10 protein-coding genes and 1 tRNA gene are annotated in these 12,036 nt (G+C 62.3%); 7 read left to right on the top strand and 4 right to left on the bottom strand.

Annotation, left to right across the window (positions count from 1 at the left end; genetic code table 11):
- Positions 1-34 precede the first annotated feature (34 nt).
- On the top strand, positions 35-220 hold the full coding sequence (locus QMG79_RS11370) for a hypothetical protein (RefSeq protein ID WP_283538730.1): 186 nt from the start codon (positions 35-37) through the stop codon (positions 218-220).
- A 99-nt stretch (positions 221-319) separates the two neighbouring features.
- Here the strand turns inward: QMG79_RS11370 and QMG79_RS11365 are convergent.
- Together QMG79_RS11365 and QMG79_RS11360 are read right to left on the bottom strand one after the other, a co-directional pair.
- Positions 320-396 (bottom strand) — tRNA-Thr (locus QMG79_RS11365).
- Between the two features lie 140 nt (positions 397-536).
- A complete protein-coding gene (locus QMG79_RS11360) occupies positions 537-1,424 on the bottom strand; it encodes a DsbA family protein (protein ID WP_283538729.1) in 888 nt (295 codons plus the stop codon).
- Positions 1,425-1,621: 197 nt separating this feature from the next.
- Here QMG79_RS11360 and QMG79_RS11355 point away from each other — a divergent pair, with 197 nt between their 5' ends.
- From QMG79_RS11355 to QMG79_RS11340, 4 genes are all read left to right on the top strand, one after another.
- Positions 1,622-3,106, top strand: a complete 1,485-nt coding sequence (locus QMG79_RS11355) for an alpha,alpha-trehalose-phosphate synthase (UDP-forming) (protein WP_283538728.1) — start codon at positions 1,622-1,624, stop codon at positions 3,104-3,106.
- Positions 3,096-3,917 carry a trehalose-phosphatase gene (gene otsB, locus QMG79_RS11350; protein ID WP_283538727.1) on the top strand — a complete coding sequence of 274 codons (822 nt, stop codon included), beginning with the start codon at positions 3,096-3,098 and terminating at the stop codon, positions 3,915-3,917. The genes QMG79_RS11355 and otsB overlap by 11 nt, the downstream gene beginning before the upstream one ends.
- A 211-nt stretch (positions 3,918-4,128) precedes the next feature.
- Positions 4,129-5,211: an ABC transporter ATP-binding protein gene (locus tag QMG79_RS11345; RefSeq protein WP_283538726.1), complete on the top strand. Its 1,083-nt coding sequence runs from the start codon at positions 4,129-4,131 to the stop codon at positions 5,209-5,211.
- A 112-nt stretch (positions 5,212-5,323) separates the two neighbouring features.
- Entirely contained in the window at positions 5,324-6,712 is a 1,389-nt protein-coding gene (locus tag QMG79_RS11340; RefSeq protein WP_283538725.1) for a DUF4032 domain-containing protein, read from the top strand.
- A 59-nt stretch (positions 6,713-6,771) separates the two neighbouring features.
- Here QMG79_RS11340 and QMG79_RS11335 read toward each other — a convergent pair whose 3' ends face one another.
- Positions 6,772-8,169 (bottom strand): FAD-binding oxidoreductase, encoded by a 1,398-nt coding sequence (locus QMG79_RS11335; RefSeq protein ID WP_283538724.1) that lies wholly within the window; start codon positions 8,167-8,169, stop codon positions 6,772-6,774.
- 305 nt (positions 8,170-8,474) lie between these two features.
- Here QMG79_RS11335 and QMG79_RS11330 point away from each other — a divergent pair, with 305 nt between their 5' ends.
- Together QMG79_RS11330 and QMG79_RS11325 are read left to right on the top strand one after the other, a co-directional pair.
- Positions 8,475-10,211, top strand: coding sequence for a glycoside hydrolase family 13 protein (locus tag QMG79_RS11330; RefSeq protein WP_283538723.1), 1,737 nt, complete (start codon positions 8,475-8,477; stop codon positions 10,209-10,211).
- A gap of 5 nt (positions 10,212-10,216) precedes the next feature.
- On the top strand, positions 10,217-11,302 hold the full coding sequence (locus QMG79_RS11325; RefSeq protein WP_283538722.1) for a LacI family DNA-binding transcriptional regulator: 1,086 nt from the start codon (positions 10,217-10,219) through the stop codon (positions 11,300-11,302).
- A gap of 45 nt (positions 11,303-11,347) precedes the next feature.
- Here the strand turns inward: QMG79_RS11325 and QMG79_RS11320 are convergent, their stop codons facing one another.
- Positions 11,348-11,842: an SRPBCC domain-containing protein gene (locus tag QMG79_RS11320; RefSeq protein WP_283538721.1), complete on the bottom strand. Its 495-nt coding sequence runs from the start codon at positions 11,840-11,842 to the stop codon at positions 11,348-11,350.
- Positions 11,843-12,036 lie beyond the last annotated feature (194 nt).

The following is a 12,036-nucleotide window of genomic DNA, read 5'->3' as shown; positions in this document are numbered from 1 at the left end:
TCCAGGGGTACGCCCTAGGTCCTAAGGAGAAACAATGAGCGGAAGAGGTATTTTCCAGGTGCTGCTGGCGCTGATTGGCGTTGCTCTCACTGTCAGTTCTCTCGCCTACCTTCAAGAGAACCTACTGAGTGGTTTACTGGGCACACTCGGCGGGGTTTTGATAGTTCTCGGATCGATCCTGACGTTCTCGCGAAAGAAACGGAAGGCAACGCGCCCCTAATTGAACTGTGACACGGGTCGCCAACGGTCAGTGGTTTTGTGGGTTTCGGCATAAAAAACCCCTCCGCCCCGGGCGAAATTACCGGAGTGGAGGGGTTCGTGGGGCCCCCTGTCGGATTCGAACCGACGACCCCCGCTTTACAAGAGCGGTGCTCTGGCCAACTGAGCTAAGGAGGCCTGTCCCGCAGAACAACTAAAACAACACGGGACGGCGCAATGACGCTAGACAAGATTAGCCCAGGCACACCGGAAACGTAAAAAGGGCACAAAAAAGGCCCACCCGGACCTGCGTCCGGGTGGGCCCAAAACTTGGGGACTTAGCCCTTGGCGTCGATCTTGGCCTGCAGGAAGTCCTGGAACTGGGTCTGGGCGCTTTCGCCCTGACCCCACTGCTCGCCGTCAACGAAGACGGTGGGCGTTCCGCTGACACCGATGTTGGCAGCGAGTGCGGTGGAGAACTTCACGTAGGGACGGTACGTCTTGTCGTCGACAGCTGAATCGATGTTCACGCCCATGTCGCTGGCCATCTTCTTCAGTTCATCGTCAGAGAGGCCTGCGCTGCCCTCGGCGGGCTGCTCGGCGAAGAGCTTGTCAACAAATTCCTTGTACTTCTCAGGGGCCTCGCCGGCGACAGCGGCCGCTGCATTGGCTGCCCGTGAGGAGTAGTTCGTGCTTGAGCGGGAATCAAGGAAGCCCAGCGGCCTGTACTCAACGGTGATTTTGCCTTCGTTGCGCAAGTTGGTCAGGTTCTCGTCATAGGTGGACTCGAACTGCTTGCAGACAGGGCAGATGAAATCGATGTACAGGATGACCTTGACGGGCTCACCAGCCACAGCTTCCGCACCGGGTGCCACGATCGGCGATGGCGCCGTGTCCGGACGGGCGCCCACGGTGGAAGCGTCAACAGTGGAAGGCTCCACGGGCACGACGTCGGTGTTGGCTAGCAGCGTCACACCTCCATTGGTGTTGGCGTTCGCCGGGCTTGGTCCCTGATCCCCTACCGGTGCGTTGTTGCGGATGTTGCTTGAGACAACAAGCGCCACAATGATGAAGATCGCCACGACGGCCGCGACGATGCCCCAGCCAATAAGCAGCTTGTTGCGCTTGTCCTTTTTGACCTGCGCTTCACGGATGGCGCGGGCCTTCTCGCGGGCCTCGGCTGTTCGCTCAGCTTTGGACTGTCGGATTTCGTTTGCGGGGCTCATCTATTCCTAATGTCGTTCGACGTCGGGCTGACCACTCTGTGGCGTCTCCTCCACATTTTAGGGGAGAAAGCTTGGAAGTTGCTCTTTCAAGTATCGGAGCCATCAAAAGATTCTCGTGGTTCAACGGACGGGGGCCCAGGATGATTCCGCCCGGTAGGGTTGGCACAGAGTTATAAGCAACCTTAGGGGACGTAAAAGTGGAACAACCGGTACGCGAAATACCCGACTCCGCCGCACCAGATGTCGCGCCTGGGGTCACCTACGACTTCATGGTGGTCTCGAACCGGCTACCCGTGGACCGCTGCGTCCCTGGGGTCGACGGCAATGACGATTCTGGCTGGCGCCGGTCCCCTGGCGGCCTGGTGACAGCACTCGCACCCATGATGACCAAAACCGATGGTGCGTGGGTGGGCTGGCACGGTGCACCGGATGAAACGGTGGAACCCTTCAGCCACGGCGGCATGGACCTTGTCCCGGTGCAGCTCAGCACCGACGACGTCGAGCTCTACTACGAGGGATTCTCCAACGCCACCCTCTGGCCCCTGTACCACGACGTCATTGCCCCGCCCGAGTTCCACAGGACCTGGTGGGATTCCTACCGGAGGGTGAATGCACGGTTCGCGGAAGCCGTCATCGCCTGTGCCGCCGATGGCGCAACGGTGTGGGTCCAGGATTACCAGCTGCAACTGGTTCCCCGGATGCTCCGCAAGGCGCGGCCGGACCTCAAGATCGGCTTCTTCAACCACATCCCCTTCCCGCCGCCAGAGATTTTTGCACAGCTCCCGTGGCGACGCGCCATTATCGACGGCCTTTTGGGCGCGGACCTGGTGGGCTTCCAACGCCCCAGCGACGCCGCAAACTTCATGCGTTCGGCGCGCCGTTTCCTTGGCGCCAGCGTTAAACGCCAGCAGGTCCACGTCAAGGACAAGGACGGCGCCGTCACACACCTTGCGCGGGCCCAGGCATTCCCCATTTCCATCGACGTCGAACAGATCAGCGAACTGGCCAAGCGTCCAGACGTCATAGAGCGCGCCCAGCAGATCCGCCGTGACATGGGCAATCCCACCACCATCCTGCTCGGCGTTGACCGCTTGGACTACACCAAGGGCATCAGGCATCGCCTCAAGGCATTTGAGGAACTGCTGGCCGACGGCACACTCGACGTCGGTGATGCCACCCTGATCCAGGTCGCCAGCCCCAGCCGCGAGCGCGTGGAGCAGTACCGGCTCCTACGCGAGGAAATCGAAGGCACCGTGGGCCACATCAATGGCACCTACGACACCCTCCTCAACACGGCTGTCCGCTACCTCCACCACAGCTACCCGGTAGAGGAAATGGTTGCCCTCTACCTGGCATCGGACGTCATGCTGGTCACCGCGCTGCGGGACGGTATGAACCTGGTGGCCAAGGAATACGTCACGGCACGCACCGGGGAAGACGGCGCACTGGTGCTCAGCGAGTTCGCCGGCGCAGCCGATCAGCTCAAGCAGGCCCTCCTGATCAATCCGCATGACATCGATGGACTCAAAGCAGCCATCATGACGGCCGTGAACCTCCCGAAAAAAGAGGCAACGCGGCGGATGCGGTCCATGCGCAAGCAGGTTCTGGATCACGACGTCGACCAATGGTCAGCGTCCTTCCTGGCCGCACTGAAAGAGACTGTGATCCGCGATGACTCCTGAATCGACACCGCACCTCACCCTGCCCCCCGAGCTCCTTGAAGCAATCCGCCGGATTGCCGGTACGGAACATCTCCTGGTGGCCCTCGATTTTGATGGCACCATGGCCCCGCTCGTGGGGCGCGCCGAAGACGCACGCCCGCTGCCCCGCACAGCTGATGCTTTTGCCGCACTTGCTGACCTGCCGCGCACGACGACGGCACTGATCTCCGGCCGCGCACTGGATAGCCTGCGGCTCGTCGCGTCTCCCCCGCCCCAGACACTGCTGGTTGGCAGCCACGGCGCAGAGGCCTGGCTCGGGCCCGACTCGCCAGCTCTGACTCTCGACGATTCGCAGCGCGCGCTCCTTGCCGAAGTACGCAGCACGCTGGCGGACATTGTCAGCGCCGCCCCCGGCACAGTCCTCGAGGACAAGCCGGCCGGCGTCGTCCTCCACACCCGGCTCGCGGAAGACGACGTTGCCGAGGATGCCGTCGCTGCTGCACGCCTGACCCTGCAGGAAATGCCAGGGGTTTTCCTCAAGGATGGCAAGCGGGTGCTGGAAGCCTCTGTCGTCAAGGCCACCAAGGGAGAGGGCCTGGCGTTCCTGCGACAGGCCACCGGTGCGTCGGCCGTCCTCTTCGCCGGAGATGACGTCACTGACGAAGACGCCCTAGGCCGGCTGGAACCTTGGGACCTGGGCATCAAGGTGGGACTGGACTTCACCTCGGCCGCCTTCCGTGTGGAAGCTCCACAGCACATGGCCGAGGTGCTCGAAACATTGCTCCGCGAGCGCCAACGCGCCACCTCCACAAGCACCTCCACAACGGAGTAGAAAGCACAGTGAGCAACATCGCGTGTGACGTCTGTAACATTTAGGACCAAATGCGCAAATCCTGACATACTCTTTACTGTGACGTTGCGCACATTGACCGTGCGGCGCCACGCGGTCCTTCTCGGCTTCGGCCGAGGAGGACCACAACTGAATAATCACCATTCACAACGGATCGTCCGGCACGTACCTGCCGGTGAAGGGATTGATAACTGTGGCTACAGTTACTTTTGATAACGCTACGCGTCTGTACCCGGGCACCGAGAAGCCCGCCGTCGACAAGCTCAACATCGACATTGCCGATGGCGAATTCCTCGTCCTCGTCGGCCCCTCCGGTTGCGGCAAGTCCACCTCCCTGCGCATGCTCGCAGGCCTGGAAGACGTCAACGCCGGCCGCATCCTGATCGGTGACCGCGACGTCACCGATGTGCCACCCAAGGACCGCGACATCGCCATGGTCTTCCAGAACTACGCCCTGTACCCGCACATGACAGTCGCGGACAACATGGGCTTCGCCCTGAAGATCGCAGGCGTCTCCAAGGAAGAGCGTGCCGAGCGCGTCAAGGAAGCAGCCCGCCTCCTGGACCTCGAGCCGTACCTGGACCGCAAGCCAAAGGCGCTCTCCGGTGGTCAGCGCCAGCGTGTTGCCATGGGCCGTGCCATTGTGCGTAACCCGCAGGTGTTCCTCATGGATGAGCCGCTCTCCAACCTTGACGCCAAACTCCGCGTCCAGACCCGCACCCAGATCGCATCGCTGACCCGCCGCCTGGGCGTTACCACTGTCTACGTAACCCACGACCAGGTCGAGGCCATGACCATGGGAGACCGCGTTGCGGTCCTCAAGGACGGACTCCTCCAGCAGGTGGACACCCCGCGTAACCTCTACGACGCCCCCAAGAACGTCTTTGTTGCCGGCTTCATCGGCTCACCGGCAATGAACCTCCTGGAACTGCCCGTGGTCGACGGCGGAGTGCAGTTTGGCGGAACGGTCTTCCCGGTCCCGCAGGACGTCCTGGCCAGCGCCAACGGCTCCACCGTTACGGTGGGATCACGCCCCGAGGACCTGGAGACGGTTGGAAACGGCGAAGGCCTGCAGGTTGAGGTTGACGTTGTCGAAGAACTCGGCGCAGATGCCTACGTCTACGGCCACGCTGACCTGGACGGCAAGAGCCACGACATCGTGGCCCGTGTCGACGGCCGTCGTCCCCCGATGAAGGGCGACACCATCTTTGTCCGCCCACAGTCGGGCCAGGTCCACCTGTTTGATACCAAGACCGGCCTGCGTCTCAACAACTGACCAGTGTGCATCTGACGGCGGTCCTTCCCTGCGGGAGGGGCCGCCGTCGGCGTTTAAATCCCATCAGATCGAATGTTTAGCCGTTCGCGCCCGAGTACGGAAGAATTGAGCCATGACCGAGGAAAACAACGCCATGTGGCACGACGAACCCACCGACTACGGGCAGATCGGGAAATTGCCGCGGTTTGAGGCCGCCAGTGCCAACGATCATTCGAACGTGGTGAATAGTTCCCTGAGTATTACGGCTGCAGCTGCAGATCCAGAACTGTTGGACCTGCCGTGGCATATTGCGCTGGAGGACTGGCCCGCCCAATACCTGGCGGCACTCCCACGCGGAATCTCACGCCACATTGTCCGGTTTGCCCATCTGGGCGGATCCGTCATTGCCATCAAGGAAACCTCCGAGCACGTGGCCAGGCATGAATATCACATGCTGCGCAAGCTGGCCCGCCTGGACGTGCCGGGCGTCGAGCCGGTTGCCGTCATTACAGGCCGCACCACCCCGGACGGCAAACCGCTGAACCCGGTGTTGGTGACCCGGCACCTAAAGTTCTCCATGCCATACCGGGCACTCTTCTCCCAGATGCTTCGCAAGGACACCCTGACCCGCCTGATCGACGCGCAGGCGCTGTTGCTGGTCCGCCTGCACCTGGTCGGCTTCTACTGGGGCGATGTGTCACTGTCCAACACGCTGTTCAGGCGCGACGCCGGTGCCTTCGCCGCGTACCTGGTGGATGCGGAAACCGGTGAGCTGTACCCGGATCTGTCTACGGGCCAGCGCGAGTATGACCTCGAAATTGCCCGCGTCAACATCGCTGGCGAGCTGATGGACCTCCTGGATGGTGGCCTTATTGACGAGAACGTGGATCCCGTAGCCACCAGCGAACTCATCATGGACAGCTACCGCAGGCTCTGGACGGAGCTCACGGCCAAGGAGTCGTTCGAGCTGGGTGAGCGGTGGCGGGTCAGTGCCCGTATCCGGCGGCTCAACGAGCTCGGATTTGATGTCGAGGAATACGCCATCAAGACCACCCAGAACGGCTCCACTATCCAACTGCAGCCCAAGGTGGTGGATGCCGGCCATCACCAGCGGCGGCTGCTGCGGCTTACCGGCCTGGATGCCCAGGAAAACCAGGCCCGCCGCCTGCTCAATGACATGGATTCGTTCCGGGCAGACAACAACCCGGCGCTGGATGAGGAATACAACGCGCACCTATGGGTCAGCCAGATCTTTGAGCCTATTGTCCGCTCCATCCCACGGGACCTCTCCCGAAAGCTCGAACCCGCCGAGGCCGTCCACGAAATCCTGGAACACCGCTGGTACATGTCGGAAAAGGAAGATCGGCACGTGCCGCTGGCCGAAGCCGTTCAGTCCTACATTGATTCAGTCCTGCGGCACCGGCGTGATGAGGCAGCAATCATGCTGGACCCGGACACCGAGCTGCTCAAAATCCTTGAGGCCGAGACAGAGGAATCCCGCTACGGCGGAGACGAGGACTGACACCGGGCAACGTGAGCCCGCGGAGGGGACGCTACCCGCGGGCCGTCCGCTGGACGTTCTCAGATGGCCTTGCCTGGGTTGAGGATGCCCAGTGGGTCAAACAGGTCCTTGATCCGGTGCTGGAGGGCACGGACGGGTTCGGACTGTTCGAGCCCCAGCCACTTGAGCTTGAACTGGCCCACACCGTGCTCGCCCGTGATGGTGCCACCCATCTCCAGCGCGATCCGGATGGAGTCATCCAGCGCCGTCTGAAGCCTCACGAGTGCTTCCGGATCCACACCGGTACCCTCGCGGTCCACCCAAAAAGTAGGGTGCAGGTTCCCGTCGCCGGCGTGGGCAACAACCTTGAGGCTTACACCGGTGTCCGCGGCAATCATCTCAAGCGCCTCAACGTAGTCGACAAGCCTGGAGCGCGGAACCGCAACATCTTCGCCTACCCGGTATTCGTCGTCGACCTCCACGCCCCGACTGTTGCGACGCAACTCCACCAGCTGCTCGGCCTCGGCATTTTCGGCGGTGGTGATCGAGGCACCTCCTGCAGCGAGAACACTACGGACGACGTCGGCCTCAGCCATAGCACCGAATCCATCAGTCTGGATCAGCAACAGTGAGCCGCCACGGGAGGTAAGGTCCGATCCGTGGACCTCATCAAGCTGGGCCAGTGATCCGCCGTCGAGCAGCTCCATGATGGCCGGCTGGACACGGGCCCTACCCACAGCGAGCACACCGGCAGCAGCCATGCGGAACGTGGGGTAGAAAGCTGCGATGGTCTGCACCTCACGGGGCAGGTATTTGAGCCGGACAGTAACACCCACCACAACGCCCAGCGTTCCTTCAGAGCCCACAAAGAGGCCCGTCAGGTCATAGCCGGCCACACCCTTGAACGTCTGGTGGCCGGTGTGGATCAGCGAGCCATCCGCCAGCACTACGTCCAACGCCAGGATCGAATCCCGGGTGACGCCGTACTTGGCGCAGCGCAGGCCACCTGCGTTGGTGGCCACATTTCCGCCGATGGTGGACCACCGGAAACTCGCTGGATCCGGCGCATACATCAGCCCGTGCGGCGCCGCAGCATCGTTGAGCGCTGCATTGATCACACCCGGTTCGACGACGGCGGTCTCATCAACGGCATTCAGGTCCAGGATGCAGTTCATCCGTTCCAGGGACAGGACCACGCAGCCCGCCGTCGCATGTGCACCGCCGGACACGCCGGTCCCTGCGCCCCGGGTCACCACGGGAATCGCGTGCGCCGCGCAGATGGTAACCACCGCCTGGACATCCGCAACGGACTCCGCCCACACCACAGCCAGTGGTTGGTGATAATCCATGACGGGTGCCTGGTCTACGGCGTAGGTCTTCAGCACTGGGGCGTCCTGGGAGACCTGTCCGGCTTTGAGGATGCCGTTCAGTTCTGCACATGCCGCGTCGCCCGGCGCTGTGGTGGTGGCCTCTGTCATCAATGCCCTTCCTTACCGTCTTTGATCTGCGCCGCGGAGCATCGTCGCCCCGCCCTGCGCGATTGTGAACAAATTCTCACAGGCCATCGATCAAACGGCCGTCTGACCAGTGTAGGAGCGGGGGCCCAGCCCAGGTGCGAGTCTCCCCAGCGGATCCACGGAGGTCTGCCGAAAACGTGCATCCATGGAAGCGCTTCCGTACGGCACAACAAAGGAAAAAGTAGTAAGAATGCTGAGCATCACGATCTGGTAGATATTTTTGTGGAAGCGTTTCCATTTTCCGCGCAGCCCTCTAAGCTGACGGAATGTCTGTTGACTCCCTCCTGCACCCAACTGCCCCGCTCGCTGGCCCCCTGACCCATGTCCACCACGCCGACAGCGTGCCTGGATGGTGGAGATCCGCAGTGATCTACCAGATTTACCCTCGATCCTTCCGTGACCTCAATGGCGATGGCATCGGTGACCTGGCTGGAATCACCTCCGAGCTCGGACACCTCGCGGAACTGGGTGTCGATGCCGTCTGGCTCTCGCCGTTCTACAGGTCACCGCAGCGTGATGCTGGCTATGACGTCAGCGACTACTGTGACGTCGATCCCCTCTTTGGGACCCTCGCGGACTTCGACGCCATGATGATCCGAACCCAGGAACTGGGTCTTCGGGTGATTGTGGACCTGGTGCCCAACCATTGCTCAGACCAGCACGCGGCGTTCCAGGCAGCACTGGCAGCCGCACCCAATAGCGCCGAACGCAGCATGTTCATTTTCCGGGACGGCCGTGGCGAATCCGGTGACTTGCCACCCAACAACTGGGAATCCCACTTCGGCGGCCCGGCCTGGACCCGGACCACGGATGCCGACGGGCAGCCCGGCCAGTGGTACCTGCATCTCTTCGATTCATCCCAGCCTGACTTCGACTGGGATAACCCCGCAGTCCACGCCGAGTTTGAACGCGTCCTCCGCTTCTGGCTGGACCGGGGCATCGCAGGCTTCCGGGTGGACGTTGCCCACGCACTGGTCAAGGCTCCCGGCCTCCCCGACTGGCACGGCCTGGCCAACGGCAACAGTTCCGAGGGATACCCCGGCGAAGAGGCCCCTATGTTTGGCCAGCCAGCACTGCACGACATTTACCGCTCCTGGCGCCTGATCCTGGCCGAATACGGCCCTGACCGCATTCTGTGTGCCGAAGCCAACGTGGATCCCCTCCCCCGCCTGGCGCACTGGGTCCGGCCGGATGAAATGCACCAGGCGTTCAACTTCCCGTACCTGCATGCTGGCCTGGACCTGGGCCCCCTGCGGTCCGTCATCACCGAATCCCTCGAGTCACTCGATGCCGTGGGAGCACCCAGTACTTGGGTGTTGTCCAACCACGACGTCGTCAGGCATGCTACGCGCTTCGGTTACGACGGCCATGGCCCACGTGATGGGGACGGTATCGGTACGGAGGATCCGCAGCCTGACGAGGAACTCGGGCGGACCCGCGCAGCCGCAGCCACCATGTTCATGCTTGGCCTGCCCGGCGGCGCCTACCTCTACCAGGGTGAGGAGTTGGGCCTGCCGGACGGGATCGACATCCCGTCCGCCTTGCGTCAGGACCCGACCTTTGCCCGAACCGACGGCGAACGCCTGGGCAGGGACGGCTGTCGTGTGCCCTTGCCTTGGCGTGCCGACCAGGAACACTACGGCTTTGGTGATGGAGCGACTCCTTGGTTGCCGCAACCCGAAAGCTTCGCACGCCTCTCCCGCGATCTCCAGGCTTCATCTGGTACCTCGCATTTGGCCCTGTACCGTTCCATGCTCGCGCTGAGGCGCGAGCTGGATCTGGGCCGTGGTTCCCTGCAGTGGGCCGAAGCGTGGTGCACGGGGTCGTCCTTGGCCTACCTGAATGGAAATGTCCTGGTGGTCATGAACCTGAATCATGAACCCCTTGAGCTTCCCTCCGGCGCGATTCTTCTCCGTAGTTCTCTTGACGTTCAAGGCAACCAGCGTCTTCTGTCGCCAGGACAGACGGCCTGGCTGCAGATTGCGGCCAAGCCGGCCGAGTAGCCACCATGCCAGGAATCAAGGACGTCGCAGAGCGTGCTGGCCTGTCGATCGCCACTGTGTCCAGAGCCCTGGCAGGAAAGTCCAACGTCTCAGCTCGGAGCCGGCTCCTGGCGAACACGGCCGCCCAGGAGCTAGGTTTCGTGCCGTCTTATCAGGCGTCGAGCCTGGCTTCGGGCCGTACCCGGAATATTGGCCTCATTGTGCCCTCTGTGGACCGCTGGTATTTCTCCTCCATCACGGAGGGGGTTTCCACTGCGCTCTTGGACGCGGGGTATGACGTCACCCTGTACAACGCAGGGTACGACTCAGACCGGCGTGCCAGCGTCCTCAGCGACTTCCTCCTGCGCAAGCGGATTGATGCCGCTATTGCCGTGACTCTTGTCCTCAGCGATGATCAACTGCACCAGTTGCGTTCCGTCAAGAGGCCGCTGGTCTGCATCGGTGGACCACTCGCAGGATCGAGAAGCATCCAGATCGACGATGCACGGATCGCCGCCCAGGCTGTGGAGCATCTTATTGGCCTCGGCCATACACGCATTGGGCACATGACTGCAGCCCCTGACCTCGATCAGGACTTCCGGCTCCCCGCCCAGAGGCACCAGGCGTTCGCCCACACCATGGCCGCAGCGGGCCTTGAGGTAAACCCTGGCTGGGTTGTCCCTGCCGACTTCACCATCCAGGGAGGCTACTCGGCGGCCCGGCAACTGCTGGGCCACGGTAAGAGACCCACAGCTGTTTTTGCGGCCTCAGATGAAATGGCTATCGGCACTATCCTGGCCGCCAGAGACTACGGCTTGCAGGTACCCCGCGATCTTTCGGTGATCGGCATTGATGGCCACCAGCTAGGGGAGGTATTCGGGCTAACCACGATAGCGCAGGACCCCCGCGCGCAAGGGGCCCTTGCGGCGGGCCTGGTCCTGCACCAGCTCGAACCGGAAGCATTCCCCGCGCCCCCGCTGCCCCGGGGCCTGGCAGCTGCTCCCGAATCTTCACCTAATACAACAGAACGTCCCGCCACCCCTGGTGCGACAATTTCCTATCCCACGACTTTCACCCTCCGCACTAGCACGGCCGTGCCACAACAAACCTGATGACAGAATCAATGCGCTCCGGCCCTATCCAGGCAAGGACGCGAACTAGCCCGCTGTACCCATAAAACGGGTGAAGCGATCAAGGATCACGGGCCACTGCGCTGCTGCCTGCTCGCGGGCTGCCAGGGGATCTTCTGCCCCTTCCCAGCCATCATGATGGATGCGCACTTCAGTCCCATCGGCATGCGGCCCAAACACAACCCTAAGCTCGGTAGACCAGAGTGCGCTGCTCCCCGGGTGCCAGGAAGCATGAAACGACAGGGGCGGCTGCCAGTCATCCAAGGTGCCCCAGATAGTGGTTCGGCCATCATCGGCTGTCTCTATGACGAGGTGTTCTTCGAACTCCACATAGGACCCCGCACCGTATACCCCAACTGTCTCAAGCGGCCACCAGAGGTGTGTGTGGTCAGTGAACCCGGCGAAGGCCCTACTCGTGGCTCCAGGGACAACCACGGCCATCACCACAGGCGCCATACTGTCTTCGGGTTCGCTGGGGGTCTGCGCTGCTTCGTTGGCTGCATGGCTGAAAAGATCACTCATAGCCACTAACTTTACCGGCAGCAGGGCCCAGGCCGGCTGTTCCTTTGCCGCGGTTGGCGGGGTGGGCTGTGTGTTGTGGGGTTGTGGTGTTAACGGGTGAGGGGCCCCACCAGTGGTGGGGCCCCTCGACCTTTTTTCTGAAGTGTTGTCCGGCGGTGTCCTACTCTCCCACACCCTCCCGGGTGCAGTACCAT

Origin of the sequence: Pseudarthrobacter sp. PS3-L1, assembly GCF_030063285.1 — a bacterium.
GTDB lineage: Bacteria > Actinomycetota > Actinomycetes > Actinomycetales > Micrococcaceae > Arthrobacter.
The sequence above is the reverse complement of the archived record's forward strand: the minus strand, read 5'-3'. Positions and strand labels throughout refer to the sequence as shown.